The 26,842-nt window shown below is 66.1% G+C and carries 28 protein-coding genes; 10 read left to right on the top strand and 18 right to left on the bottom strand.

Annotation, left to right across the window (positions count from 1 at the left end; translation table 11 throughout):
• Positions 1–32: 32 nt before the first annotated feature.
• Entirely contained in the window at positions 33–524 is a 492-nt protein-coding gene (locus tag LG306_RS08445) for a nuclear transport factor 2 family protein (RefSeq protein WP_185224717.1), read from the top strand.
• Between the two features lie 98 nt (positions 525–622).
• Here LG306_RS08445 and LG306_RS08450 read toward each other — a convergent pair whose 3' ends face one another.
• The 6 genes from LG306_RS08450 to LG306_RS08475 form a co-directional block, all read right to left on the bottom strand.
• Positions 623–769 carry a hypothetical protein gene (locus LG306_RS08450; RefSeq protein ID WP_185224718.1) on the bottom strand — a complete coding sequence of 49 codons (147 nt, stop codon included), beginning with the start codon at positions 767–769 and terminating at the stop codon, positions 623–625.
• 48 nt (positions 770–817) lie between these two features.
• Positions 818–1,150 (bottom strand): hypothetical protein, encoded by a 333-nt coding sequence (locus LG306_RS08455; protein ID WP_191558025.1) that lies wholly within the window; start codon positions 1,148–1,150, stop codon positions 818–820.
• Positions 1,151–1,212: 62 nt separating this feature from the next.
• Complete coding sequence (copD, locus tag LG306_RS08460; protein WP_404413639.1) at positions 1,213–2,127, bottom strand: copper homeostasis membrane protein CopD; 915 nt, start codon at positions 2,125–2,127, stop codon at positions 1,213–1,215.
• Positions 2,128–2,131: 4 nt separating this feature from the next.
• On the bottom strand, positions 2,132–2,494 hold the full coding sequence (gene copC / locus LG306_RS08465) for a copper homeostasis periplasmic binding protein CopC (protein ID WP_404413641.1): 363 nt from the start codon (positions 2,492–2,494) through the stop codon (positions 2,132–2,134).
• Positions 2,495–2,611: 117 nt separating this feature from the next.
• Positions 2,612–3,202, bottom strand: a complete 591-nt coding sequence (locus LG306_RS08470) for a DUF305 domain-containing protein (RefSeq protein ID WP_404413643.1) — start codon at positions 3,200–3,202, stop codon at positions 2,612–2,614.
• A 51-nt stretch (positions 3,203–3,253) separates the two neighbouring features.
• On the bottom strand, positions 3,254–5,608 hold the full coding sequence (locus tag LG306_RS08475) for a heavy metal translocating P-type ATPase (RefSeq protein ID WP_185224721.1): 2,355 nt from the start codon (positions 5,606–5,608) through the stop codon (positions 3,254–3,256).
• Between the two features lie 103 nt (positions 5,609–5,711).
• Between LG306_RS08475 and LG306_RS08480 the strand changes: the two genes are divergently transcribed.
• Together LG306_RS08480 and LG306_RS08485 are read left to right on the top strand one after the other, a co-directional pair.
• The gene (locus LG306_RS08480) at positions 5,712–5,987 is read left to right on the top strand and encodes a metal-sensitive transcriptional regulator (RefSeq protein ID WP_040349360.1); all 276 of its coding nucleotides are present in this window, start codon (positions 5,712–5,714) and stop codon (positions 5,985–5,987) included.
• A 58-nt stretch (positions 5,988–6,045) separates the two neighbouring features.
• The gene (locus tag LG306_RS08485; protein WP_292077770.1) at positions 6,046–6,471 is read left to right on the top strand and encodes a DUF305 domain-containing protein; all 426 of its coding nucleotides are present in this window, start codon (positions 6,046–6,048) and stop codon (positions 6,469–6,471) included.
• A 548-nt stretch (positions 6,472–7,019) separates the two neighbouring features.
• Here the strand turns inward: LG306_RS08485 and LG306_RS08490 are convergent.
• Positions 7,020–8,084: a DUF2332 domain-containing protein gene (locus LG306_RS08490; RefSeq protein ID WP_404413646.1), complete on the bottom strand. Its 1,065-nt coding sequence runs from the start codon at positions 8,082–8,084 to the stop codon at positions 7,020–7,022.
• A 383-nt stretch (positions 8,085–8,467) separates the two neighbouring features.
• Between LG306_RS08490 and LG306_RS08495 the strand changes: the two genes are divergently transcribed.
• The 4 genes from LG306_RS08495 to LG306_RS08510 all read left to right on the top strand — a co-directional run bounded on the left by LG306_RS08495 (position 8,468) and on the right by LG306_RS08510 (position 14,701).
• On the top strand, positions 8,468–10,348 hold the full coding sequence (locus LG306_RS08495) for a methyl-accepting chemotaxis protein (RefSeq protein ID WP_404413648.1): 1,881 nt from the start codon (positions 8,468–8,470) through the stop codon (positions 10,346–10,348).
• A 216-nt stretch (positions 10,349–10,564) separates the two neighbouring features.
• On the top strand, positions 10,565–13,054 hold the full coding sequence (locus LG306_RS08500; protein WP_404413650.1) for a TonB-dependent receptor domain-containing protein: 2,490 nt from the start codon (positions 10,565–10,567) through the stop codon (positions 13,052–13,054).
• A gap of 268 nt (positions 13,055–13,322) precedes the next feature.
• Entirely contained in the window at positions 13,323–14,360 is a 1,038-nt protein-coding gene (locus tag LG306_RS08505) for a DNA adenine methylase (protein WP_404413652.1), read from the top strand.
• A 62-nt stretch (positions 14,361–14,422) separates the two neighbouring features.
• On the top strand, positions 14,423–14,701 hold the full coding sequence (locus LG306_RS08510) for a hypothetical protein (protein WP_404413654.1): 279 nt from the start codon (positions 14,423–14,425) through the stop codon (positions 14,699–14,701).
• Positions 14,702–14,708: 7 nt separating this feature from the next.
• Here LG306_RS08510 and LG306_RS08515 read toward each other — a convergent pair whose 3' ends face one another.
• From LG306_RS08515 to LG306_RS08545, 7 genes are all read right to left on the bottom strand, one after another.
• A complete protein-coding gene (locus LG306_RS08515) occupies positions 14,709–15,350 on the bottom strand; it encodes a ribonuclease HII (protein WP_404413656.1) in 642 nt (213 codons plus the stop codon).
• The gene (locus LG306_RS08520; RefSeq protein WP_404413658.1) at positions 15,343–15,951 is read right to left on the bottom strand and encodes a DNA-3-methyladenine glycosylase I; all 609 of its coding nucleotides are present in this window, start codon (positions 15,949–15,951) and stop codon (positions 15,343–15,345) included. The genes LG306_RS08515 and LG306_RS08520 overlap by 8 nt, the downstream gene beginning before the upstream one ends.
• 444 nt (positions 15,952–16,395) lie before the next feature.
• Complete coding sequence (locus LG306_RS08525; protein ID WP_404413660.1) at positions 16,396–17,154, bottom strand: 3-oxoacyl-ACP reductase; 759 nt, start codon at positions 17,152–17,154, stop codon at positions 16,396–16,398.
• A 7-nt stretch (positions 17,155–17,161) separates the two neighbouring features.
• A complete protein-coding gene (locus LG306_RS08530; protein ID WP_404413662.1) occupies positions 17,162–17,965 on the bottom strand; it encodes a YgfZ/GcvT domain-containing protein in 804 nt (267 codons plus the stop codon).
• 51 nt (positions 17,966–18,016) lie between these two features.
• Positions 18,017–19,402: a response regulator gene (locus tag LG306_RS08535; RefSeq protein WP_404413664.1), complete on the bottom strand. Its 1,386-nt coding sequence runs from the start codon at positions 19,400–19,402 to the stop codon at positions 18,017–18,019.
• 67 nt (positions 19,403–19,469) lie between these two features.
• Positions 19,470–20,036 carry a hypothetical protein gene (locus LG306_RS08540; protein WP_404413666.1) on the bottom strand — a complete coding sequence of 189 codons (567 nt, stop codon included), beginning with the start codon at positions 20,034–20,036 and terminating at the stop codon, positions 19,470–19,472.
• Entirely contained in the window at positions 20,033–20,251 is a 219-nt protein-coding gene (locus LG306_RS08545) for a hypothetical protein (protein ID WP_137721147.1), read from the bottom strand. Before LG306_RS08545 ends, LG306_RS08540 begins: the two co-directional genes overlap by 4 nt.
• Before the next feature lie 86 nt (positions 20,252–20,337).
• Here LG306_RS08545 and LG306_RS08550 point away from each other — a divergent pair, with 86 nt between their 5' ends.
• From LG306_RS08550 to LG306_RS08560, 3 genes are all read left to right on the top strand, one after another.
• Positions 20,338–21,297: a glycosyltransferase family 9 protein gene (locus LG306_RS08550; RefSeq protein ID WP_404413669.1), complete on the top strand. Its 960-nt coding sequence runs from the start codon at positions 20,338–20,340 to the stop codon at positions 21,295–21,297.
• A gap of 163 nt (positions 21,298–21,460) precedes the next feature.
• On the top strand, positions 21,461–22,792 hold the full coding sequence (locus LG306_RS08555) for a dihydroorotase (protein ID WP_404413671.1): 1,332 nt from the start codon (positions 21,461–21,463) through the stop codon (positions 22,790–22,792).
• A gap of 157 nt (positions 22,793–22,949) precedes the next feature.
• Positions 22,950–23,693: a prephenate dehydrogenase/arogenate dehydrogenase family protein gene (locus LG306_RS08560; RefSeq protein WP_404413673.1), complete on the top strand. Its 744-nt coding sequence runs from the start codon at positions 22,950–22,952 to the stop codon at positions 23,691–23,693.
• A 98-nt stretch (positions 23,694–23,791) separates the two neighbouring features.
• Here the strand turns inward: LG306_RS08560 and LG306_RS08565 are convergent, their stop codons facing one another.
• The 4 genes from LG306_RS08565 to LG306_RS08580 form a co-directional block, all read right to left on the bottom strand.
• The gene (locus LG306_RS08565) at positions 23,792–24,607 is read right to left on the bottom strand and encodes a hypothetical protein (protein WP_404413675.1); all 816 of its coding nucleotides are present in this window, start codon (positions 24,605–24,607) and stop codon (positions 23,792–23,794) included.
• 155 nt (positions 24,608–24,762) lie between these two features.
• Complete coding sequence (locus tag LG306_RS08570) at positions 24,763–25,704, bottom strand: alpha/beta hydrolase (protein WP_404413677.1); 942 nt, start codon at positions 25,702–25,704, stop codon at positions 24,763–24,765.
• A gap of 11 nt (positions 25,705–25,715) precedes the next feature.
• Positions 25,716–26,396: an SdpI family protein gene (locus LG306_RS08575; RefSeq protein WP_404413679.1), complete on the bottom strand. Its 681-nt coding sequence runs from the start codon at positions 26,394–26,396 to the stop codon at positions 25,716–25,718.
• Positions 26,393–26,698 (bottom strand): metalloregulator ArsR/SmtB family transcription factor, encoded by a 306-nt coding sequence (locus LG306_RS08580; RefSeq protein WP_404413681.1) that lies wholly within the window; start codon positions 26,696–26,698, stop codon positions 26,393–26,395. The genes LG306_RS08575 and LG306_RS08580 overlap by 4 nt, the downstream gene beginning before the upstream one ends.
• Positions 26,699–26,842 lie beyond the last annotated feature (144 nt).

The following is a 26,842-nucleotide window of genomic DNA, read 5'->3' on the forward strand; positions in this document are numbered from 1 at the left end:
CCGTTCAGATCACCCACAATCCGGAGTTCGCCATGTCCCGCACCTCTCTCGCCCTCGTCCTGTCGCTCGCCGTGCTTTCGGCGACACCCGCCTTCGCCCAGGACCACGCCCACGTGCATGCCCAAGCCGCCGGCTCGGTCGCCGCGGAAGCTGCGGACGCGGCGGCGGCCGTCGACGCCTTTCACGTCGCCCTGAAGGCCGGCGACACGGCCGTCGCCCTGGCCCTGATGGCGCCGGATGTGATGATCTTCGAGGAGGGTGGCGCGGAGCGATCGCGCGACGAGTATGCGTCCCATCACCTGGGCTCGGACGCCGCCTTCGCCGCCGCCTCTGAAGCGACGGTGACGCGCAGATCGGGATGGGCCGACGGGGACATCGCCTGGATCACCAGCGAAGGCCGCACCACGGGCCAATTCAACGGCCGCGCCGTAGACCGCCTGACGACCGAAACCATGGTCCTCAAACGCCATGCCGACGGCTGGCGCATCCACCACATTCACTGGTCGTCGCGCGCGCCCGGCTGACGCTCAGGCCCGCGCCAGCGGGTCGCCGGCCCTGCGACGTCGGTGAGGAACATCGAGAAGACGCCCGCCCTCGCGGGCGGGCGTCCCCGATCATACGATCAGCAGCAGGTGCAGGCTTCCGCGCAGGCTGCGATAGCGTCGCAGCAAGCGCATACGGCCTGCGCCACGGCGTGCGGCGCGGCCGCGAAGGCGGCTGAACCGGAAGCCAGCAGCACCAGGGCTGCGAGGGTGAGCGTGCGTTTCATGGTTTTGATCTCTGTTTGATTGAATGAGTTCGGTCTTCTTCAACAGGATCAGCGTCGCGGGGGCGGGTCGTCCGCCTCCGCGGTGAAATCGGCATGCCGCGCATCAAGGGATGGATAGAGGACAGACGCATAGACCCGTGCGGGGGTGGGTTCACCGCCCTGAGGGACCAGGCCCTGGCAGATGGCCAGACACGCCTTATGGCACGAGATCCTGACGGTCTTCGGCTCGCAAGGGACGCCGTCGCCGCTCATCGACATGGACGCCATATCCTGATCGACCGGAGCTTCGCAGGCGATCGAAGCGGTGGACACGAACAGCACGGCAAACGCCGCTAGCAGCGCGGTCGTCAGTCGGACGAGGTCATGACGCAGGAACGGCATCGTCTGATCATACTTCAATGGCCGGCGGAGCGACGACCTCATTCAGATCATCGCGATCGCGGCTACAGAGACGCCGGGGGCGGTAGGGTTCCCATGACCGCCACGACGCCGATCAGGGCGAGTCCCAGACCCGTTTCGACCAACAGGCTGCGCCGGAGCGCGCTCATGGCGGCGAGGGAGGGTTGGCCCGTCTCCAGCGCAGAGCCCAGTGTCGGCGTCAGCCGGAACCGGTTGCTCGCCGCCAGCGCCAGCATCAAACCGAAGAGGACGAGCTTGGCGACCAGAAGCTGGCCGTAGAGGTTGCCCGCGATCGACGCCACGCGCTCGGGACCGATCAGGAACCAGCTGTTCACGAGACCGGTCAGCACCAGCAACAGGACCGCCAGCGTTCCCAGACCGGCGAAGCCATGCAGGGCGCGATGGATTGCACGATCGTCCGGACCGGCTCGGCGCAAAAGCAGGGCCGTCAACGCCGCCAGGGCGCCCAGCCACAAGGCCGCTGCCACCGCGTGAATGATGTTGGCGACGAGATGTATGGGCCCGCCAGGGCCCTCGGTGGCCGCGCCATGACCCGTCCACGCGAAGCTGGCGGCCACGATCAGACCCAAGGCGGCCGTCACGCTCCAGAGCGCGCGACCGGGTTTCAGGGCGACCAAGGCGACAAGCCCAAGCAAGGCGGCGGCGGCCCGCACGACCATCGCCATGCCCAGGGCCGTGCCGGTGACCATGAAGGACAGGGACGCGGGTTTGACGGCTTCGCTCAGCGACCCCGCCATGACGGCCGTCTGGGCCACCAGGGCGGCGAGCGAGCCGAGCGTGACGATGATCGCCGCGAGGCGCAATGTCGGTCGCGACCATTCCAGGTTCGGCGCGTCGGGGTCTTTGAAGCTGTAGAGAAGGAACAGCGGCGCGCCGAGAAGGACGACGCCGCCGGCGTATTGAAGCCAGCGAAGCGCGATGACCGCGACTTCCAGCACGGCGTCAGCGCACCGTGAAGGTGTAGGATCCCGTCATGCGGTGGCCGTCGCTCGACGCGATACGCCAGTCGACACGGTAGGCGCCGGCGGCCAGCGGGCGAGCCAGCGCGCCCGTGAGGGTCCTGCCGTCCTCGGCGACCGAGGTGCGGATCGCGATCTTCTCCCCCGCCGCATTGACGACGTCGAAGCCGGAAAAGGCGGGAACGCTGCGTTCGCTGAAGGTCAGGGTCAGCGTCCGGGTCGTGGCCACGGTGGAGTCGGGCGCCGGGGTGGCGCTGACCAGGCGAGCGTGGGCCGCCGCCGGTCCGGCGGCGAAGGCCACGACCGCCGCGACGGCGATGAAGGGCGCGGGGTTGAAGTAACGCATACTCAGTCTCCAGACGTTTGGCCGGTCCCGGCCTTCTGCTTCTCTACGCGCCACACGACCGCGTCCCTCATGAAGAGGAAGCGGGCGGCGGCTGAGGCCTTCCCCCGCACGCCGGGGTCAGCGGCGACGCTTCTCGAGGAGCGCCTGCATCTGGGCGATCTCCTCCTGTTGACCACGCACGATGCCGTCGCACAGGGCGATGATCTCCGGATCGGTCAGGGAGGCTTGCTCGCACATCAACACAGCCCCGGAATGGTGCGGGATCATCGATCGCAGGAATTCGTCGTCGCCAACGAACGCCTGGGTGCGCATGCCGACGAAGCTGCCGACGAAGATCACGACGGCGACCGCTCCAATGACCAGGTTCGTTTTGCGCGACGGGTACATGGACCGCATGAAGACGAGCATGAGGACCGCCATCGGCGCGACCATCATCAGGGTCATGTAGACGTTGTTCAGGTTGAGATAGAAGTGACCGAGCGTGGCGATCATCGTGTACATGACCAGGTACATGATGACGAAATCGAGCGCCAACTCGAGGTACAGGCTCCGATAAGGGCCGAGTCCACGAGCGTTGCCTTGCCCGCCGTGGTCCATCTGTTGATGAGACATCGTCAGTATCCTCTTCAGAAATTTCAGTTCGTCTTCGCCTGCCGCTGCGAATGCCTGGAGACTGCGGTCAGCGTCTAAATCAATCCGGCCCGTCACAGCCGGTTCCTCCCTTGGGTGGGTGGGCGGACTGGTGATTGCCTATCCTGGCTAAAGCCTCACCGCGCGCAGTCTCAGCGCATTGCCGATGACGCTGACCGAGGAGAGCGCCATTGCGAGCGCCGCAAGGGCAGGCGAGAGAAGCCAGCCGAAGACGGGATAAAGCAGGCCAGCCGCCACGGGGATGCCAAGGGCGTTGTAGCCGAAGGCGAAAACGAGGTTTTGGCGGATGTTGCCCATCACCGCGCGGGACAGACGCCGTGCGCGCACGATGCCTTGCAGATCTCCGCCCAGAAGGGTGACGCCGGCGCTTTCGATGGCGACGTCCGAACCCGCCCCCATAGCGACGCCGACATCGGCGGCGGCGAGGGCAGGGGCATCGTTGACGCCATCTCCCGCCATGGCGACGATCCGACCCTGCGAACGAAGCTGTTGTACTACAGACGCCTTGTCCTGCGGCAGAACCTCCGCCTGGACTTCGTCGATGCCGAGGCGACGCGCGACCGCTTCGGCCGTCGTCCGGTTGTCCCCGGTCATCATCACCAGCCGCAGACCGGCCGCTTTCAGCGCGAGGATCGCAGCCGGCGTGGTGGCCTTGATGGGATCGGCGATGCCGATGACCCCGGCCGCCTTTCCGTCGATAGCCACGAATATGGCGGTGGCGCCGTCGTGGCGAAGGGCCTCCGCCTTCGGCTCCAGCGCGGAGACGTCGATTGAAAGCTCGCCGAGAAAACGGGTGTTGCCCAGGGCGACCTGGCGGCCCTCAATCGTCCCGCGGACGCCGCGACCGACCGGGCTGTCGAAGTCCACGGCCTCGGTAAGGGGGATGTCCCGATCCTTGGCTGCCCGGACAATCGCGTCGGCCAACGGATGTTCGCTGCCCCGCTCGAGGCTGGCCGACAGACGCAGGATGTCCGCTTCCACGAAGCCCTGGGCTGGCAGGATCGCCGTCACCGACGGACGGCCCTCCGTCAGGGTGCCGGTCTTGTCCAGAACGAGGGTGTCGACTTTCTCGAAGCGTTCGAGCGCCTCGGCGTTCTTGATCAGGACGCCGGCGTGGGCGCCACGTCCCACCCCGACCATGATCGAGATCGGCGTGGCCAAACCCAACGCACAGGGACAGGCGATGATGAGCACCGAAACGGCGGCGACCAGGGCGTAGGACAAACGGGGCTCGGGACCGACCAGGCCCCAGACGACGGCGGCGAGCAGGGCGATCGCGATCACTGTGGGAACGAACCATCCGGAGACCGTATCGGCCAGCCGCTGGATCGGGGCGCGACTGCGCTGGGCCTGGGCCACCATCTGGACGATCTGCGCCAGCAGGGTGTCGGCGCCCACCTTGTCGGCGCGCATGATGAAGGATCCGGTCTTGTTGAGCGCGCCGGCCACGACGCGGTCGCCGACGTCCTTGGTCACCGGCATGGACTCGCCGGTCACCATGGATTCATCGACAGCGACCCGCCCCTCCAGGAGTTCGCCATCGACCGGGATCTTCTCTCCGGGCCGGACCCGCAGGCGGTCGCCGACGGCGATCTGGTCAAGCGAGACATCTTCATCGACGCCGTCCGCCCGGATTCGGCGGGCGGTCTTGGGCGTGAGGTCCAGCAGGGCGCGGATCGCGCCCGAGGTCTGTTCGCGGGCGCGCAGCTCCAGAATCTGGCCGACGAGGACCAGCACGGTGATAACCGCCGCCGCCTCGAAATACACCGGCGCGCTGCCGTCGGCCTTCAGGAAGGCGGGCGGGAACAGGGTTGGCGCGACGACGGCCACGACGCTGTAAAGCCATGCCACGCCGACCCCCATGGCGATCAGGGTGAACATATTCAGCCGACGGGTGCGCAGCGATGTCCAGCCGCGCTCGAAGAAGGGCCAGCCGCACCAGAGAACCACGGGGGTCGCCAAAGCGAACTGGATCCAGTTCGACATCTGGCCCGGGATGAACATGTGGAGATTGGCCAGATGTCCGCCCATTTCCAGGGCGAAGACCGGCAGGGTCAGGACCAGACCGACCCAAAAGCGTCTGGTGAAGTCGATCAGCTCGTGGTTGGGCGGGGCTTCCGCCGTGACCGTCTCCGGCTCAAGCGCCATGCCGCAGATCGGGCAGGAGCCTGGGCCTTCCTGCCGGATCTCGGGGTGCATCGGGCAGGTGTAGATGGCGCCGGGAACGGCCGGCTCGGCCTCCACGCGAGGGTTCAGGTAACGCATCGGATCGCCGATGAATTTGGTCCGGCACCCCGCCGAGCAGAAGAAATAGTCCTGACCGCCATGACTGGCTCGGTGAGCGGTAGTCGTCGGATCGACCGACATGCCGCAGACGGGATCCTTGACCGTAGCCGCGCCATCCGAGGCCTTCGCCCCGCAGCAGGCGTGACCCGAGGCATGATTGTGAGGATGCGTGGACATGTCGCTCTCTCCGGCTGACCGAAGGGCTCACATATACCCATGGGGGGGTATATCGCAAGATACCCGTCTGGGGTATATGGGGGTGCTCAGGAGGACAGGCCGCATGCAAACCGACACGAAACCCAAAGTCCTCAACAGGCTCAGTCGGATCGAAGGCCAGGTGCGGGGAATCTCCCGCATGGTTGAAGATGACCGGTATTGCGTCGACTTGCTGACGCAACTTCAGGCCGTTCGAGCCGCGCTCCATCGCGTGGAGACCGAAGTGCTACGGGATCACCTCGACCACTGCGTCATGGGCGCCATGACCGGCGACGATCCCGAGGATCGCAAGGCCAAGGCCGGCGAGCTGATCGAGCTCTTGGCGCGGGCCGGACGGTAGGGTCGGCGGAACGAATGGGCCCTCCTGGTCGCTAACGTCGGGACCCCAAGGAGCCGTCATGAAACGCATCAGCCTCGTCCTCGCCGCCTGCGCCTTGGCTACGGCCTGTTCCCCGCAAGCCGAAGAGCCCGCCGTAGCCACGCCTGAGGCCGCCGCAGCGGCAGACGCCCATGGCGGAATGGAGGGCGGCATGGCTGCGCCTGCGCCCGGCGACTCCGTCGCCACCCAAGGCTACAAGGCCTCGATGAACACGATGATGGAGGCGATGCCCGCCTTCACCGGGGACGCCGACATCGACTTCATGAAGCAGATGCGAGGTCACCACGTCGCCGCCGTCTCGGTGGCCCGTGTGGAGCTCGCGCAAGGCAAGGACGCCCAAGCGCGGGACCTGGCCCAGGAGGTGATCACGGCGCAGGAGCGCGAAATCACCCTGATCGACGCCTGGCTCGCCCAGAAGGGAGCGTCGGCGGCTCCCGCCGCCTGATCGCGAGATCAGCGCACCGCGTCCGACGACCAACGATGTGCGTAATCCGCCATCTGTCGTCCTCGTGGCGAAAGACCGATCGGCCAGTCCCGCCGTCCTCGAAAATCAGGACGCCGTCGGCCGCAAAGCCAGTGCGGCGTTTGCATCCCGGTCGTCGCGCGCGGCATGACACGCGTCGACGACGCTTGTCGCTATCGCCATACGATCGAGCCGGTAAGCTCGACGACGACCGTGCGGATGAGATGCAGTGTACGTCCAAGTGATGGTGCACAGTGGCAAGGCGAACCGAACTCGTTGCATTGCAGCTCAGTGCTCAGAGAGTCCGATAGACCGCAAAAGATGACGAATTCACGCAGATGTTATTGCTTAGAATTTTCTGAATGTTTTCAGAATACTTCCCGTCTGTCGGTTGTTCAATCGGTCCGCCGGTTGATAAGCGAGAAAAAACCCCAAGCCGATCAGCGGCTTGGGGTAATTTGTGTAATCGAGTGGGAATGATTCAGGCCTGCTGGCGGCCAGCGAGTTTGGCGGATTGACGGATCAGCCGATCAGGCCGCCAAGGCCGCGGCGGCCGGCGACAGCCATTCCAGCCAGTCTCCGTAAGGATGGCAATGCGCCAGGACGCGGGTTTCGCCGGTGGGCCAGGCCGTCAGACGCAGCTCCACGTGGGTGCGGTCACGGGTCCATTCGAAGCTGATCCAGAGCAGCGGATGCTCGGCGTCCGCGCGGCGGCCGGCGGTCGAGAGCAGCGCTGCGATCTGGCGCCGGTCGTCGTCGCTCAGATACTGCAGCACCATGGTGTGCATCAGGACCCGGCAGCAGCCGCCGGCCTGCGGCTCGGCCAAGCGGTCGGCCAGCCAGATCACGGCATCGCCCTGATCGATGCGCGGTCGGTGTGCGGCGGCGATACGCAGTGCGTGCTCCAGACGTCGGGTGCGCGCCGGCTGGTCAGCCCAGGCGAAGGCCAGCAGACGCTCGCGATGCGCCGGGTCGGCGGCGTTAAGCGGCTGCAGATCGACGCCGCGCGCCGATGCGATTGAAACGGGGCGGGTCTTGGGCTCGTCGCCACGCCACTGCGGTTCGATCCGCACATCCGAGAATGGGTCCCCGGCTGCGATGGGTCCCAAGGCATAGGCGTAGCGGTCCAGATTCAGGTTCAAGCCGCAACTGGAACCGAGCTCAAGCAGTTCGAACGGCATCGAACGCTCCAGCGGAGCAGCCATCAGTGCGGCCATCAACGCGGCGGCGCGCGCGACCTCATTCGTTTGCGGGGGGTGCAGGACCCAGTCGGCGACGAATTGGTCGTTCTGCGCCAGCGCGTCCGCCACGGCTCCGTCGAAGTCTGTGTGTTCGCGACGATAGAGGCTGGACAAGGGGCGCGAACGACCCGCGCGCGCCAGGGCGTGCAGGGCGCCGTTCAGGCGCAGGGCCAAGGCGGCCGCAGTTTGATCGCCCTGCCAGTTGCGAATCCTGGCGGCCGTCAAAGGCGCGCAGGCCAGCTGTCGGCCTGCGGCTTCCAGCACATCAGCGATGAACGGCGAACCCATGGCGCGGCAACGTTCAGCCTGCGCTGCCAGCTCGCAGTCGAAGGTGTCGGTGACGGGGCCAGTCATCCAATCGCCGATCGCATTGTCACGTATTCCAACTAAATGAACTCAATACTGGCGTAGCTTGGACGCGACGATTGTATTCGCGCCCAGGTAGTAAGCCGTTCTGGCGTTGAACGCGGACCGTCACGGCCTGTTACCTATGATCACTTGGGCTTAACGGCGCGTGAATTCGTGCATGCCCGCGGGATTCGAGTCTGTGAGCGCCGTCGGTCCAAGCTTAACCAACTTTTTAATCGTCCTGCGCTACGAAGCCTTAGTCACCTGAAAAACCGGGTGTTTGTGAGGTCTGGACCGTGTCCGGGTCGTTCGTCGCGGCGCGAGTTGAGTAATCAGCCTCTCAAGCGGCAGTCTAGATGCGTTTTGGGGCTGAAGTCATGATGTCGAAGATGCGGATTCCGAAGAAGCTGCGGCTTTCCTTCATCCTGATCTGCGTCTCTGCCGCGATCATGATGGCGGTCTTCTTCGCAACGATCATGATGATCCGCTCGTCGATCGAGAGCAATAACCTCAGCCGCACGATCGAGGCGCAGGCGATGTCGCTGGAAACCGCGATCCTGCGCCAAAACAGCCAGTTCCGGGGCTTTCTTGTCACCGGCGACGAGACCTATCTGAAATCCTATTACGAGGGGCGTGACGAGTTCGATAAGGTCGCTGTCGAACTCAAGGGGCAACTCGCCGACGCCGAGAAGCAGGCGCTGCTCGAAAAATCGCGACTGGCCACCCTGGCTTGGAGAGCCGACTGGGGTGATCGCATGATCGCCGAGGTTCGCGCCGGCAAGCGCGAGCAGGCGCAGCAAGAGGTGCGCGACGCCGGCAAGAAGGTGCTGGTCAGCGAGGCTGTTCTTCCGCTGCGCGACCTGCGCGAGGCCGAAGCCGCCGTGACCGAGAAGAATCTGGAACGCCAGCAAGCTGCGATCGTCACCGCGATCATTGCCTTGATCGTCGGCGGCATCGCCCTGATCACGATCGCCATGGTGCTGTCGGCCATGCTCAGCCGCATGATCGCGCGCCCGATCACGATCCTGACCGAGGCCATGGGTCAGCTGGCCAAGGGCGACAACGACATCGTCGTGGACGCCAGCCATGCCGACGAACTGGGCGACATGGCGCGCGCGGTTCTTGTGTTCCGCGACACGGCGCTGGCCAAGGCGGAGGCGGAACGGGCCAAGGCGGCAGCCGATCTGGCCAAAGACGCCGCCGAGCGCGAAAAGATCGTCGCCGACGCCGCGCAACGTCATGTCGTCGAGGAGCTGGACACGGCTCTGGAGGCTCTGGCCGCCGGCGATCTGACCCACACTATTCGCGAGCCGTTCGCCCCGGAGTACGAGCGTTTGCGCACGGCCTTCAACGTGGCGGTCAAGGGGCTGGAAGAAAGCCTGGCGGGTGTCGCCGGGTCGGCGCAGAGCGTTCGCCTGGGCGCCACCCAGATCTGCTCGGCGTCCGAAACCCTGTCGTTGCGAACCGAACAGCAGGCGTCCAGCCTCCAGCAGACGACCACCGCGACCAATCATGTCACAGACATGGTCGGCGACGCGGCGCGCAGCGCGGCCAACGCCCGCAACGCCATCACCCTGGCCAACGGCGACGCTGCGGACGGCCGCGCGATCGTGGAGGAGGCGATCGTCGCGATGGACGCCATCAAGGCTGGATCGCAGGAAATCGGCGAGATCATCAACATGATCGACGCCATCGCCTTGCAGACCAATCTGCTGGCGCTGAACGCCGGTGTCGAGGCCGCACGGGCCGGGGAGGCGGGGCGCGGTTTCGCCGTGGTTGCGGGCGAGGTGCGCGAACTGGCCAAGCGCACCGTCGACGCCGCCAACGACATCAAACAACTGATCAGCCGGTCGTCGGACGAGGTTAAGGTGGGGGTCGATCGCGTCGGCGAGACCAGCGAGATGCTGGCGCGGGTCGTGGCCAAGATCGGCGACGCCAACACCCTGATCGTGGACATCGCCCACGGGGCGCAAGTCCAGTCAGAGAATCTGAAACAGGTCAACAGCGCGGTGGGCAGCATGGATCGCATGACCCAGCAGAACGCAGCCATGGCGGAGGAAGCCACGGCGGCGGCGCGCATCCTGGCGACCGAAGCCGACGAACTGGCGACCCTGGTTTCCAGGTTTAGGCTGAATGCGACGACTTCGGCCGCGCCGGCGCCACGTCGAGAAACCGTGTCCGCCCCGAGGCCGGCGCCTAAGGTCATCCGCACGGTCGGTGCGCTCGCGCTGTCGAGCGAAGCGGCCGATGATGACTGGAACGAGTTCTAAGATATCGAGTCAGTTGAGTGTAGAAGAAGCAGGCGCATCAATTTGAACCTTTTGGGCGCCGTTATGTCAGTATTAATCCGTACCCTGGCATTATAAATCATCAAACACATCCGTGTTTTATTGATGATAGCCATGCAAGAAACTGCATGGAAGAATTTCCGAACGAAAATCAGTTGTCCAGTCATCGCACTGCAAGACAACGCCTTGGAGGCTCCCTTGAAATCCCTGTACTTCACGGCCGCGATCGCGCCGCTTATCCTCGCCATGCCTGCCTATGCGCAGACGCAGCCTGCGCCGCAGCGCCAGACGGCTTGGGAGGCCAGCCGGACGCGGGCCAATGACGACGTGATCGTGACGGGCGTGGCCAAGGCGCGCGACAGGCTGGACAGCGCGACCTCCACCAGCTCGATCAGCGACGTCGAGATCGCCAAGATCGGCGCCTTCGCGGTCAACGACCTGTTTCGCACCATCCCCGGCATCCGCGCCGAGGCCAGTGTTGGCGAGGTCAACGGCAACTACACGATCCGCGGCCTGCCGATGGTCAGCACCGGAGGTAAGTATCTGCAATTCCAGGAAGACGGTCTGCCGGTTCTGGAGTTTGGCGACATCCTGGCGCTGACATCCGATTATTTCATGCGCTACGACTTCAACGTCGGCCAGATCGAGTCCATTCGCGGCGGGTCTTCCTCGACCTTCGCGTCGAATGCGCCGGGCGGCGTAATCAACCTGATCTCGCAGACGGGCGAGGTCGAAGGCGGCTCGGTCCAGGTCGCTTCGGGCCTGGATTACGACACCTACCGCGGCGACTTCAGCTACGGCGGTCACCTGAGCGACACCGTTCGCTTCCACGTCGGCGGTTTTTATCGCGAGGGTGAAGGCCCGCGCGACGCCGGCTTCACGGGCAACAAGGGCGGCCAGATCAAGGCCAACATCACCAAGACCTTCGACGGCGGCTTCGTGCGTCTGTACGGCAAGATCCTGGACGACACCGTCGTCGCCTATGGTCCGACGCCCCTGCTGGTGTCCGGTACGAACGACGATCCCAACTACAGCGACGTTCCGAACTTCTCGATGACGCGCGACACCCTGACGTCGCGCAACACCACGGTCTTCCCGCTGCTGGACGGCGACAACAATCTGAAGCGCGTCAATCTGCAAGACGGCAATCAGGTTCAGGTGCGCGCGCTGGGCTTTCAGACCCGCTTCAACCTGCACGGCTGGACCATTTCCGAGCACATGCGCTACGCGCAGCAATCGGGTGATCAGTCGTTCAACTACCCGCTGGCCGTGGTGCCGGCGGCCCAGGCTCCGCTGGCGTTCGGCCGTCGTCCCGGAACCCTGGCCTATGCGACGGGACCGCGCGCCGGTCAGGCGATCACCAGCCCGACGACCCTAAACGGCAATGGTCTGCTGGCCTTTTCGACCCTGGTCCACACCGACATCGACAGCCTGGACAACTTCACCAACGATCTGCGCGCCAACCGCGTGTGGAAGATCGGCGGCGGAGACCTGACGACTACCGTGGGCGTCTATTCGGCCCAGCAGGACCTGAACTTCGATCGCCAGTACATCCCGTTCCTGCAGGACGTCGTGGGTGGTGGAAACTCGGCCCTGGTCGATATCTTCAACACGAACGGCACGCCCCGCACCCAGGACGGCGTGGTCAACTTCTTCGGTCCTGCGGGCGTGGGGTCCAACTCGCGCACCGACGTGACCTACAAAGTGCTGGCGCCCTACGCCTCGCTGAACTACCGGCTGGGCAAGCTGGCGTTGGGCGGATCGATCCGCTTCGACAGTGGCGACGTGAACGGCCGCACGGTCGCCAACGGCCTGACCGACGTGCGCACGATCGACGTCGACAACGACGGCGTCATCTCGGAAGCCGAGCGCACATTCGCCTTCGCCCCGGCTGCAAACGCCACGCCGGTCGACTACGACTACGACTATGTTTCGTATTCGCTGAGCGCCAACTACCGCGTCTCGGACAGCTTCTCGACCTTCGCCCGCTACAGCGAGGGCGCGCGGGCCGCGGCGGACAAGATCCTGCGTTCGCCGGCCATCAGCACCGTCGACGGCGACCTGCTGCAAGCCGACGCAGCCTATGATCCGGTGAACCAGGCCGAGATCGGCATGAAGTATCGCGCCAACGGCCTGTTCGCCAACGTCACGGGCTTCTGGGCCGAGGTGAGCGAGACAAACCAGCAGATCCGCGCGGATGCCGGCGGGATCACCCGTCTGGTGCTGGTCCAGCGCAGCTACGAGGCAAAGGGCGCCGAGTTCGAGGCCGGCGTGCGTCACGGTCCGTTCAGCCTGACCGGCAGCGCCACCGTCACCAGCGCTGAGATCACCAAGGCCGAGGATGCGGCCCTGGTCGGCAACTCGCCGCGTCGTCAGGCCGACCTGATCTTCCAGGTCATGCCGCAGTACGAGACGGACCTGTTCACGGTCGGCGCCAGCGTCGTCGGCACGACCGAGAGCTACACCCAGGACGTCAACCAGCTGAAGATGCCGGGCTACGCCACGGTCAACGCCTTCGTCCAGGTGCGCCCCATCGACCGCGTCGTGCTGTCGGTGACCGCCAACAACCTGTTCGATGAAACCGCGCTGACGGAAGTGTCGGCCGACAGCCTGCCCGCCAGCGGCGTGGTGCTGGCCCAGGCCCTGCCTGGCCGCACCGTAACCGCAGCTGTTCGCTTCTACTTCTGATGCTAGGCAGGCTTCCGGGCGTAAGTCCGGAAGCCTGAAGCCTCTCGGTGCGAGACCCAGATCCTTGGCGATCTCGCTCGACCTGCCAAGGGGCGAATCCGCCGAGAGCCAGGAACACAACCGAGGCCGTCATCTTTCGGGATGGCGGTCTTGCGCGTTTTTGCGACGGCTGAGCGCCCGGATCTGCAGGCTCTCCAAAGTCAGTGGCCCCCACTCTCTCGCGTGACGCCTCAACCCGCTATGCTGCCGTGATGAGTCGGGCCGCGTCATGATCAAATACATCGGCTCCAAGCGCGCCTTGCTGGGGCATGTGACGGCTGCGGTGGCGGGGGTGCTGCCGCAGGGCGGGCGGGTTTGCGATCTGTTTTCGGGCACGGCGCGGGTCGGGCACGCCTTGAAGAAGCTGGGGTTTCAAGTCTGGTCGAACGACCTGAACGCCTATGCCCACGCCCTGGCGACGACCTATGTCCAGGCGGATCGGGAGCGGTGGGTCGAGCGGGCCGAGGTCGTGCTGGCCGAGCTGCGAATGGTGAAGCCGGAGGCGGGCTGGTTCACCAAGGCCTTTTGTCAGGATGCGCGGTATTTTCACCCGGACAACGGGGCGCGGATCGACGCCATGCGCGACCGGATCGAGGCCATGGGACTGGAGCCGGAACTCAAGGCCATCCTCCTGGTCAGCCTGATGGAGGCGGCGGATCGGGTGGATTCCACCGCCGGGGTTCAGATGGCCTATATGAAGCAGTGGGCGCCCAGGGCGCTGAAGACGCTGGAGCTGCGCACGCCGGACCTGGTTCCGGCGGTGGAGGGGCCGTGCCGCGCGACCCAGGGCGATGCGGTCGAGATCGCAGCGCAGGTCGAGGCGGATCTGGTCTACCTTGACCCGCCCTACAACCAGCATTCCTATCTGGGGAACTACCATTGCTGGGAGAGCCTGGTGCTGTGGGACCGGCCCGAGACCTATGGGGTCGCCAACAAGCGGGTGGACGTGAGGACGCGCAAGAGCGCGTTCAACAGCCGGCCCGGCATCGGTCCGGCCCTGCGGACCGTGATCGAGCGGGTCAAGGCGCCGAACCTGATCGTCAGCTTCAACGACGAAGGCTATCTGAGCCGCGCCGACCTGGTCGAGATGCTGTCGGCGCGAGGGCATGTGCAGGTGCTGGAGATGGCGCACCCGCGCTATGTCGGCGCCCGGATCGGGATCCATAATCCCAAGGGCGAGAAGGTCGGGCAGGTGGGGCGGCTCAAGAATGTCGAGCACCTGTTCGTGGTGACGGAGCGGCCGGTGGCCCTGCCCGTGGCCGCATAGACACCAATGAAAACAACGGCGGGTTGGGCGGAACGCGAATCGTTTCGCACCGTTGACGGACTATGCAAACGCACCCGCACACCGCCCCGAAGACCGATCGCAGCGACGATTACCGCGTCCGTCCGGCGGCCGAGCCGCGCTCGTGGGCGCCGCGGACGGCGGATGCGACCTACACCCACAACGCCGCGCGTTACGCCCGCCCGGTCGAGGCGGTTCAGCCCGCCGAACACATCGACGTGGAGCCCGAGGTGGCGCCGCCGCCGCGCTGGATGATGGCGATCGCCGGGGCGGCTGTGGCGGCCCTGATGGGCGCGCTGCTGGGCGGCTTCCTGCACATCTGAGACGGCGTCAGGCCTGCTGCAACAGCGCCTTGATCGGCGACCAGCTGCGCCGATGAGCGGGGCAGGGGCCCAAGGTTTTCAAAGCGTTCTGGTGGATCGGGGCGTTGTAGCCCTTGTGGCTGGCGAAGCCGTAGCCGGGGTATTGGGCATCCAAATCGATCATCAACCGGTCCCGCGCCGTCTTGGCCAGGATCGAGGCCGCCGCGATGGATAGCGACAGCCCATCGCCGCCGACGACCGTCTGGATTTCGCAGGGAAGCTTGAAGCGATAGTTGCCGTCGACCAGAGCGGCGACCGGCTGGACCTGCAAGGCCTCGATGGCGCGGCACATGGCGAGACCCGTGGCGTGCAGGATGTTCAGTTCCTCGATCTCGTCCACCGAGGCGAAGCCGACGCCCCAGGCGACGGCGCGGGCCTTGATTTCAGGCTCCAGGGCGGCGCGACGCTTTTCGGTCAGGGCCTTGGAATCGTCGATGCCGGGCGGCAGGTCGTCGGGGTTCAGGATCACGGCCGCCGCCGAGACGGGCCCGGCCCAGGGACCACGCCCGGCCTCGTCCACGCCGCAGACGTGACCGTTGACCCGCTGCATCAGCACCGTTTCCAGCGCGAGGGTCGGGAAGGCTTTCGGATTCGTGGGGGCTTTAGCCATGGCCCGCCATCGCACGAACCTGGGCGTGACGGAAGCAGGTCGTCTGATGATCGTTGACCATGCCGACAGCCTGCATGAAGGCATAGACGATGACCGGGCCGCAGAAGTTGAATCCGCGCTTCTTCAGCGCCTTGGCCATGGCGACGGACTGTTCGGTCTGGGTCGGGGCCTGGCGATAGTCGGCGTAGGGGGTCTGGATCGGCTCGTCGCCGACGAAGGACCAGAGCCAAGCGGAGAAGTCCTCGCCGTCATCGCGCATCTGGAGCCAGATCTTGGCGCCCCGGATGGCGGCGTTGATCTTGGCGCGCGAGCGGATGATGCGGGGGTCGTTCAGCAGGCGCTGGATGTCGGCCTCGTCGTAGCGGGCGACGATCTCGGGATCGAAGCCGTCGAAGGCGTCGCGGATGCCCTCGCGTTTTCTGAGGATGGTGATCCAGGCGAGACCAGCCTGAAAGCCGTCGAGCACCAGCTTTTCCCACAGGGCGCGGGGATCGCGCTCGGGCACGCCCCATTCGGTGTCGTGATAGGCGACATAGAGGGGGTCGGTCCCGCACCAGCCGCAGCGGCCGCTGAGATCCTCTGTGGCGTGTGAGTCGGTCATGGCCTGAAGTTGCCAGTCTGTTCCGATTGAGGGAAGAGCGTTCGGCGTCGAGGCGACGGAGGAAAAACACCGTCTAAAGTGTCTAATTCGTCTAATCTCGGAGGCTGGTCTTGGGTGGATGCGGTCAGGCTTTGCGGCCTCTGGCGTAAAACCGCGCATAGTAGGGGCGTCGGCGGCGGGGGCTGGTCGATTGACGCTGGTCGCAAACAAGTTGCGGAAATGTTGGTGGACGTTTCAGGGCGATACGATGGATGGCGTCGCTCTTTCGTCATCCTCCGGCGAGCAGAGCGAGACCGGGGGACCCAGCGGCGCCGAAGGCGAAGTCCATCCGCCGCTGGATGGTTGAACACAGAAGCCGCGACAGGTTCGCGCTCACGCACGCCGCTGGGTCCCCCGGTCTGCGCCGCAAGCGGCTTGCCGGAGGATGACGAAATTCAGAGGGCTTCAGTCCCGGACCAATCCGCCGTCCACGACCAGGTTCTGGCCGGTGACCGCGCGGCTCCAGGGGGAGGCGAAGAAGAGGACGGCGTCGGCGAACTCTTGCGGGGTCGTGACGCTGCGCAGCGGCGTCATGCCGGCGATCAGGTCGAAGACGGCCTCGGGCGTGGCGGCGCTGGCGTCGGTGGTGCGCAGGAGACCGCCCGAGACCATGTTGACGGTGATGCCGTCAGGGCCGAGGTCGCCGGCGGCGGTGCGGGTCAGGCTGAGCAGGGCGGCCTTGGCGGCGGTGTAGTCGTGGTAGGGGACGACCGGGTTCTGGAACAGGTTGGTGCCGATGTTGACGACGCGGCCGAACCGGGCCGCAGCCATGCCGGGCGCGGTCGCCTGGATGACGTTCAGGGCGCCGCGCACGACGGTCGAGAACTGGCGATCCATCTCGTCCCAGCCGATGGCGGTCATCTGAGAGCGGGCGTCGCCATTGAAGCTGTAGTCCAGGGCGTTGTTGACGACAGTGGTGACGGGGGCGCCGAAACGGCCTTGCGCGGCCGCGACCATGGCGTCTACGGCGGCGCGGTCGGTCACGTCGGCTTGAAGGGCGAGGGCGCGCTCGCCGATCTCGGCGGCCAGGGCGTTCGCGGCTTCGCCGCTGTTCCTCCAGTTGATGACGACGCGGGCGCCTTCATGGGCGAAGGCGCGGACGCAGGCGGCGCCGACGCCGCGCGCCCCGCCGGTGACAAGGACGATCTGATCGGCGATCTTCATGGGGGACTCACGCGTTGGAGGAGGGAAGGACGTCGTCGCCCATCCAGGCGGGTTTGCGCAAGCGCACCGGGCGGCCATCCACGGTCAGGTCGCCGTCGAGGCGGTCGATGCGCAGCAGGGCCATGACCGAACCCTCCTGACCCGAGAGGACTTCGCCCGCGCGCAGTTCGCCCTTCAGCACCTCGGCGCCGAAGGCGGGGGGCGGGCCGTCGAAGTCCAGCGGCAGCATCCGGTTCTTGATCGTGCCCCGGCGCTTCATGCGCGAGGTCGTTTCCTGGCCGACGAAACAGCCCTTCTGGAAATCGATGCCGTTCAGCAGGTCGAAGTCGGCCTCGATCGGATAGGTCTTGTCCTGGGGCGCGTCGACGGTCGGATCGGGCAGGCCGATCGACAAGCGGTGGGTGTCGTAGTCGGCCTCGGCGGCGTCTGCCGTCGCCTCGCCATAGAAGCGGCCGCCCATCAGGGGCGTGCGGGGGTCGGGATTGAAGCCGGCGGGGACCTCGGGCCAGGCGGCGAAAACCGGGCGGTCGTCGGCGGCGACCTCGACCTTGGCGCGCAGCCTGTACATCGACAGGCGCTGGATCAGGGCGTCGCGGCGCTCAGTGGCGACATCCAGCAGAACGCCGTCAGCCTGTCCCAGAAGGAACAGGTCGAACAACAGCCGACCGGGCGGGGACAGCAGGGCGCCGAAGCGGAGTTCGCCGTCGGCCAGCGTCTCCACGTCCTGGGTCAACAGATTGTGCAGAAAGGGTTTCGCATCCTCGCCCGTGACGGAAATCAGGGCGCGGCTGTCGAGACGGGCGATGGGCATGGGGCGAAGATAGGACCGACGGCGCGGCTTCAGAAGACGCCGCGCCGAAATTCAGGCGACGGCGGCGGCCTCGTCTTCACGGAGAGGATCGAAGGTGCGCCAGTCGCTGGCGCCCCAGGCGGTGACGCGCATGACCAGGTCGACGATGTTCATCGGCTTGGCGATGCAGTCGTCCATGCCGGCCTGTTCGTACTGGGTCAGCTGTTCCGGCAGGGTGTTGGCGGTCAGGGCCAGGATCGGCGTGCGGCCCACTAGGCCGGGCAGGGCGCGGATGGCGCGGGTCGCCTCGACGCCGTCCATTACGGGCATCTGGATATCCATCAGGATCACGTCCCAGTCGCCGGTACGGGCGGCCTCGACGCCCTGTTCGCCGTCGTTGGCGGTGGCGCAGACGATGCCCTGGGCCGTCATCACCGCCATGACGAGGGCGCGGTTGCTGTCGTGATCGTCGATATAGAGGACGCGCAGGGCGGGGGCGTCCTCATTGGCCGGGGCGCGCTCGGCCGGGGTGTCTGCGGGCGGTAGGGGAACGACGTTGTCGGCCGACAGGTCGATCATGTCGTTGACGACGGAAAGCAGGCGCTGGCCCGCGCCGTTGATGCGGGCGACCTGATCGGCCTGTTCGTCGGGCAGGCCGGCCTTGGACAACAGATCGGAGAAGCCGATGACCGCGTTCAGCGGCGTGCGAAGTTCGTGCGACATGTCGGTCAGGAACTTCTGGCGGGCCTCAGCCATGGCGGTCTTCTGTTCGGCGGCGACGCGGGCCTGTTCGGCCTCGACGCGTTCGGTCACGTCGATCTCGTTCAGCAAGACGCCGAGATGGCCCGTGACGGGGTCCGTCACGGGACGAACGTCCAGATGGTGCCAGCGCACGCCCGCTCGCGTAATGATCTCGCAGACGTCGGAAATCGCTGCCCCCGACAGGGCGGCCGCCAGCATGGGCTGGGCGCGCTCGGGTTCGGCGAACCGAGCCTCGAAGGGGTGCGCGGTCGATCCGTAGGCGGCGAAGGCCGACGGATTTGAGAAGATCGGGCGGGCTTCGCTGTCGAACAGGGTGATCAGGGTCGATGTGTGGCGCAGGGCCTCGACCGCGCGACGCTCTTCGCTTTCGACCACAATGGGGGCGGCCTCGAACAGCAGGACCGGCGTGCCGTCCGTCAGGCGATAGGTCGAGATCACCGCCGACACCGTCAGCGGTCGCCCGTGCGGGTAGAAGGTCCAGTCTTCCGTCAGGGTCTCGCCATTGGCCGTCTCGCGCGCCAGACGTTCGGTCCGGGCGAGGACAGCGGGGGAGAGGTTGCTGAAATCGCGCGCCAAAAGGGCGTCGAGGGTGTCCGAACCCCAGAGATCGAGTGCCGGAGGATTGGCGTAGACGCCGCGCAGGGCGACCGGGTCGAACATCCAGATCGGCCGTTTCAGCGCATCCCAGGCCTGCATCGACGGCGTGCCCTTTCCAGCGACGGCGTTACAGGTTTCATCGTAACGCCAAGGACTTAAGCTTCGGCTAAGCTTTGGGCTGATCTTGGGTTGTCACCGCATATCGCGCGACGACGCCGTCCGGCTGGAAGTCGTGTTCGGCCAGGGTGTCGAGGGACATCAGGACGCGGGTCGTGAAGGCGTCCGTGTCGCCGTCCTCGATGGCCGGACGCAGCCAGTCGGTGACGACGGCGCGGGCGGGATAGGTTCCGACGGGGCCGGGAATGCTGAGCGCCACCTCAATGCCTTCCGCGACCCAGCCGGCGACGGTCACGAAAAACTGGGGCGAGGCGAGGAAGTCGGAGCGGCGCAGGACATACAGGGTGATGACCCCATCCTCGACGCCGTCGGGGCGGACGATGACGCCGCTGCGATCCGGTCGCCAATCGTCGGACAGCTCGACCACACGCCACAGGCAGAACCAGATGCGGCAGGTGTTCGGCCGGATCGCGTGGACCGAACAGCCGGCGCCGTCGACGCAATAGGCGCACAGTTCGCCGGTCGGCTTGGCCAGTTCCGGCAGGTTCAGCGGAATGACCCGGCAGCATTCGACGCAACCGCCGCAGGTCCGGCCGGGGAGGAGAGGCAGGCTCACCCGGCTGAACGCTCCAGCCGGGCGATGCGGCGGTCCATGTCGGCGACGACGGCCTCCAGACGGGCCTTTTCGGAGGCCATGTCGATGGGCGTGCCGTCTTCGTACGAAATCGTCGCGCCCTTGGCGATCAGGTCCAGCCGATAGATGGCCGTGACGCGCTGGGCCTTGAAGCGTTCGAGGGCGGCTGTCTCGGCGGGATCGGGCGTCTGGCTCATGCGCGTCGCTGTAGCGCATGGGGCCTTCCTGTGGAAACACGCGTTTGGCGCTGAACCGCAGATAGAATCCCTGTATCCGTCGACGGATGATCGGGCGGTTTCCCATCCTGTACATCGCCGAAGCGGACGCCGAGGACGCCGTGCTGTCTTCCGGCGTGATGGCGCATCTGGTCGAGAGCCTGCCGCACGCGACCTTCACCATCGTCGGATCGGCCGCCAGCGCGCCGCTGTTCGCCGATACGCCGCGCCTGACGAAACTGATCGTGCTGGAGCGCGAAGGCCATTTCGAATGGATCGCCCTGTGGAACCAGGTGCGCGCGACCAAATGGGGGCTGGTCGTGGACATGCGCGGCTCGGACCTGTCGGGCAAGCTGAGGCGGCACAAGCGCGCGGTGCGGGGCAAGGATCAGCCGGGCCTGCATGCAGTCGAGGCGGCGGCGGCGGTGCTGAAGCTGGAGCCCGATGAGATCCCGGCACCGAAACTCTATGTCTCGGACGAGACGCGGGCCCAGGTTGAGGCGCTGATCCCGTCGACGGGCGGTGACGGGCCGATCCTGGCGGTCGGGCCGGGCGTGGAATGGATGGGCAAGCGCTGGCCCGCCGAACGCTACGCCAAGGTCGCGGCCAAGCTGCTGGCCGACGACGGGCCGTTGGCGGGCGGCCGGCTGATGATCGTGGGCGAAGAGATCGACCGCGAGGCGGCGCACACGATCCGTTACGCCGTGCCGCGCGCGCGGGTGATCGAGCTTCAGGGCAAGCTGACGCGGCTGCAGACGGTCGCGGCCCTGTCGACGTCGGTGCTGTACATCGGGGCGGACTCGATCTGGACCCAGTTGGCCGTGGCCTCGGGCGCGCCGGTGGTGGCCGTGTTTGGACCGTCGGACGAGACCGTGCGCGGGCCCTGGAAGGGCGAGGCCGTGCGCGGGCCGCGCACCTATTACGAGTTCAAGAGGCTGGATCCGCGCCTGAACCAGGCGATCCAGCATATGATGGACCTGCCATGGGAGCGGGTGCTGAAGGCGGCGCAGCGGATGTTGAAACGTTGATTATGTCTTCCGTCATCCTCGGGCTTGACCCGAGGATCGAGGGTTCCGCTGGGCGGTGGTTCCGGTAGAAGCATGGCGTCAATGCGTCGCCTGTCGCGATGCGGACAGTCCGATCCTCGGGTCAAGCCCGAGGATGACGGAGTGAAAGAAAGGACGCCGCCCCATGACCCAGACCTATGACCTGATCGTCCGTGGCGGCGAGGTGGCGAACCATGCGGGGCGGGGCATGGCGGATGTTGGGGTGATCGACGGCAAGATCGCCTTCATCGGCGACCTGAGCCAGACCTCGGCGGGCGAGGTCTTCGACGCGACGGGCCTGACGGTCCTGCCCGGCGTGATCGACACCCAGGTCCATTTCCGTGAGCCGGGGCTGGAGTGGAAGGAAGACCTGGAGACGGGAAGCCGCGCGGCGGCCCTGGGCGGCGTCGTCGCCGTGTTCGAGATGCCGAACACCAACCCCAACACCACCGATCCCGACACCATGGCCGACAAGCTGGCGCGGGCGAAGGATCGGATGTGGACTGACCACGCCTTTTACGTCGGCGGCACGCATGAGAATGCGGACTATCTGGGCGAGTTGGAGCGGTTGCCCGGCTGTTGCGGGGTCAAGGTTTTCATGGGCGCCTCGACCGGGGACCTGCTGATCGCCGACGACGAGGGGGTGAGGAAGGTCCTGTCCAATGTGCGCCGCCGCGCCACCTTCCACTCCGAGGACGAATACCGCCTGGTCGAGCGGCGCGGTCTGGCCCGCACCGGCGACTGGACCAGCCACCCCGAGGTGCGCGACGCCGAGAGCGCCATCCGCTCGACCCGCCGTCTGGTCGGTCTGGCCAAGGAGACCGGCGCGCGCATCCACGTGCTGCACGTCACGACCCGGGACGAGATGGAATATCTGCGCTTCCACAAGGATGTCGCCACCGTCGAGATCACGCCCCAGCACCTGACCCTGGTCGGACCGGAAGCCTATGAGCGGCTGGGCAGCTATGCCCAGATGAACCCGCCGATCCGGTCGCAGGAGCATGTGGACGCGCTGTGGCTGTGGGGGATGCAGCAGGGCGTGGCGGATGTGCTGGGCTCCGACCACGCGCCGCACACGAAGGAGGAGAAGGCCAAGCCCTATCCGGCCTCTCCGTCCGGCATGCCGGGGGTGCAGACGCTGGTGCCGCTGATGCTGACCCATGTCGCCAATGGGCGGCTGTCGCTGGAGCGCTTCATCGATCTGACCTCGGCGGGGGCGCAGCGGGTGTTCGGCACGGCCAACAAGGGGCGGATGGCCGTCAGCTATGACGCCGACCTGACCATCGTCGATCTGAAGGCCAAGCGGACGATCACCCATGATCAGCAGGCGACGCGCTGCGGCTGGACACCGTTCGACGGGGTCGAGGCGACCGGCTGGCCGATGGCGACCATCGTGCGCGGCCGGGTGGTGATGCAAGACGGCGAACTGATCGGATCGGCGCACGGGCGGCCGGTGCGGTTCATGGAGACGCTGTGAGGGCGTTCACCCCCGCCATCTATCCCCACTCCGTCATCCTCGGGCTTGACCCGAGGACCGGAGGGTCCGCCGCATTGCGTCGGCGGCGAGCGAACAGCCCGATCCGCACCCGGTCCTCGGGTCAAGCCCGAGGATGACGGAAGTTGGTGGGAAGGCGGTGGCAAGGGAAAAGCTCGGCCTGATCGGCTTCGGCGCCTTCGGGCGGCTGACGGCGCGACATCTGGCGCCGAGGTTCGAGGTGATCGCCCACGATCCGGCCGCGACGCCTGGAGTCGGGGGCGGCGAAGGCCTCGCAACCCTGACCGATCTGGCGACCGCCGCCGCCTGTCCGACGGTGGTGCTGGCCGTGCCGGTCGAGGCCTTGAAGGCGACGCTGGTCGCCATCGGCCCGCACCTGAGGCCCGACGCCCTGGTCATCGACGTGGGCTCGGTGAAGGTGAAGCCGGCGCAGGCGATGGACGCCCTGCTGCCGCCCGGCGTGCGGATCGTCGGAACCCACCCGCTGTTCGGCCCGCAGAGCGGCAAGGACGGCATCGCGGGCCTGCGGATCGCCGTGTGCGAGGTGCGGGGGGCGAAAGACGCCCGCCGCGTCGCCGCCTTCTGCCGCCGCACGCTGGGGCTGAAGGTGTTTCAGGTCAGCCCCGAGGACCACGACCGCGAGGCCGCGACGGTTCAGGGGCTGACCCATTTGATCGCCCGCGTCCTGATGGCCATGGAGCCCCTGCCGACGCGCATGACCACCGCCAGCTTCGACCGTCTGATGCAGGCCGTCGACATGGTCCGCCACGACAGCCCCGCCGTCTTCCGCGCCATCGAACGCGACAACCCGTTCGCAGCCGAGGTCAGGGAGCGGTTCTTCGCGCTGGCGGATGAGGCGCGGGGGAAGGTGGGGACGGGGTAGGCGGCGATGTTATCGAGCGAGCTGGTCGATGAGCTTGTCCCGCCCCATTGCGCGCGATGATCTATTGTGCGCGTTGGCAAAAATATGACGACTCATTGTTATCCCACCCGCTTTGCCGCCGCGCGGCGAGCGTGCCGGTTTGCTATCTCCGGTCGGATATCAGCCGGGCCGTATAGGAACTCCACGCCCTGCATTTCGCCCTGTGCGGGCTGGGCCTCAACGATTTCTCGTTGGTTATTCATCTTCTTTAGCTGCTCAGGCAGATGCGTTTGGAAAAATCCTAGGCAATATCCCGTTGTGACGCTCATGAAGTGATCGCTCATACTGCTCACTTCTTTAATCATCCACTCAAGCGCATCCCGTCCGTCCAAGTCGGGTTGGAACTTTTGGGCGAGCAGGATGGCATTCGCCGTCATGACGTTTTCTGCTGCCCAATAAACCGTGTTTCCAAGCCCCCTAGCTGTGAAGTCCGTGAACTCGTGATTGTCGGGGATGAGTCGCCACGCTTCTCGCATAGGCTCTCGTTGATGATGGTTGGCTGCATTGTCTCTCAGCAGCCGTATGAAGTTCGAAGTACTAAAGTAGATCCTGAGCGTCTGATAGCTTGCTTGAGCTTTTTGACTTAGGGGGTAGTTCTTAAGGCTCAGACCGAAGAGGTCCTTGATGCTCTTGCATCCCTCTTCCAATCGTCCCGCTAATGTGCGGATAGCTAAAAAGCATGTTGTTGCTCGGTTAGCTGCAATAGGCTCTGCCGATGCAGGATCAGGCCAGTTCGCGAACACGATCCTAAGCAGCGCAGCGATGTCATTGTGCAGCTGGCACATCATGAAGAAGAACACTACGTCATCTTCTTGAATGTGGGCGAGGTCTGCCTTTGTGTAGTTCAGTCGGAAAATTTCAACTGGACCCGGCATAAGTTCCTCTCCTCCCTATCCACGCCCCGGATGTCGGCGTCTGTATCGGCTGATCAGATGCCATTTCTGATGATCATCGTTCATAATCGAGGGTGGCGTGTTAACCTCGGTCACAACGGCTAAGGCGACAGACATCGGAGGTCGCAAAACCTAGCTCAGCGCCGCCCATTCGCCCGAATGAACGCCCCCACATCCTCCGCGATGCCCGGCGCCAGCGGCAAGGCCGGATCGGCGTAGGTGGCCAGATTGGCGGCGCGATCGGCGGCGGCGGTCTTGAGGAGGTGGTTGACGCCGTCCCAGAGTTTCAGCGTGGCCCTGGGGTCGGCGGCGGCGAGGGCTTGCGCGTCCGTAACGCCGATCTGGAGGTCGGTGGTGCCCTGGCCGATGAAGACCGGGCCGTCGTAGGCGGCGAGCAAGGCGGCGGGGTCCAGCGCGAACCACGAAATCAGAAAGGGCTGGACCGACGGGCGGAACAGGGCCGCCAACGCGGGCGGCGTGTCGGCGACGGTGCGGCCGGCCTCCAACTCGCTCAGGGCGGCGAAAGCCTGGGGCTTCATCGGCTCGGGCAGGCCGGCGTCTAGTTGTTCTCGGATGCTGGCGCCCGCCGGGCGACCGGCGCCGGACAGCAGGATCAGGCCGCAGACCTTGTCGTCTCCGCCGTCGACCGCCTTCAGCGCGACCAAGGCGCCTTCGCTGTGGCCGATCAGCCAGGCGCAGGGCTGTCCCGTCCGCGAGGCGGCCTCGGCCGCCCAGGCGCGCGCATCGCCGGCCAAGTCTGTGAAACGCAGCTTGGTTTCGTCGAACCCGGCGGCTGTACTGGCCGCGACGCCGCGCTTGTCGATGCGCAGGGTGGCGATACCCTGTTCCGCCAGGCTTTCCGACAGCAGGCGATAGGTGGAGGCGGCGACGCCCATCGGGCTGTTGCCGTCCCGATCGGTCGGGCCGGAGCCGGGCAGGATGACGGCGACGGCCGTCGGCGCCTCGGGCGTCAGCAGCGTGCCATGCAGGGGCGCCGGCTGGGCGGGCAGGGCGATGTCGGTCGAGACCGGGCCGGCAAGCAGGCTGGCGGCGAGAAGGGCGTGGGTCAGCGTCAGCATGGCAGTCTCCTTCAGAAGGGTTGGCGGTCGGGATCGGCGCGCCAGACGCGCCAGCTTTCAAAGATCGAAAGACCCGCGACGACGATGACGGCGGCGACCAGGGCCGTGACGCCATAGGGCGGCGGCGCAAGCGGCGCGGCGATCAGACCGGCCAGACCGACTAGGCAGAACAGTCGGCCGGCCAGACGGTTCGAGCGATCCCAGGCCAGGCGGCTCTTGTAGTTCCAGGGCGTGCGCACGCCGATCAGGGGATTGGGCGCGACCCGGCCGAGAAAGGCGCCGACGACCAGCAGGATCAGCGACAGGGCGCCGGTCATGACGGCGGGGCCGCTATCGACGGTCGCGTGCCCCAGGCTGGCCCAGGCGATGACCAGGCCGATAGAGGCGACGATGAACACGGTCAGTCCCTGGCCGATCCGCATCGAGCGACGACGTGAGGCGTCGCCTTGGTCCTCGGCGCGCATTGCGGCCAGACCCAGGCCGGCGGCGGCGATGAAGCCGATCACAGCCATGCCGCCCGCGAAGGTCGCGAACTCCACCCGGTCGCCCCAGCGATCCACCTGCCAGTGCGCGTTCCAGTGCATCGGCATCGGCGTCGTCGGGCCGTTGACGCCGATGTAGAGGGCGAACGCCGCCTGCACGCCGAAGACGGCGAGGGTCAGATAGTCCAGCAGGGATAGGCGATCCTTCATCGGCGTGTTTCCTTTGAGGGCTGGGGCAGGGGGTCGGTCGCCTCGCCGGTTCCGACGATGTCCATCAGAAAGGCCATCGCCTCCTCGACCGCCGAGATTTCCAGCCGATAGCGGATGGTCTGGCCCTCGCGCTCCGGGCTGACCAAGCCGGCCTCCTTCAGGGCGTTGAGGTGGCCGGTGATGGTGGGCCAGCTCATGTCAAAGGCGGCGGCGATATCGCCCGAGGCCAGCGGACCGGCGCGCAGCATGGCGATGATGCGACGACGCACCGGATGCGACAGGGCCTTGAACAGGATGTTCATAGCGACCTTCCTAATTAGGAAATCAGCTAAATGCAATATGTCGCGGGCTGAGCGGATTGCATAGCACCGGCCGATCGGGCTAGGGACGCGCAACTTGATTTTGAGAATGCGTATCAAAATGCCCTGCTTTCGCCGTGCCTCCGT

The sequence above is a fragment of the Brevundimonas vesicularis genome (assembly GCF_044807075.1).
Taxonomy (GTDB): Bacteria; Pseudomonadota; Alphaproteobacteria; order Caulobacterales; family Caulobacteraceae; genus Brevundimonas; species Brevundimonas vesicularis_G.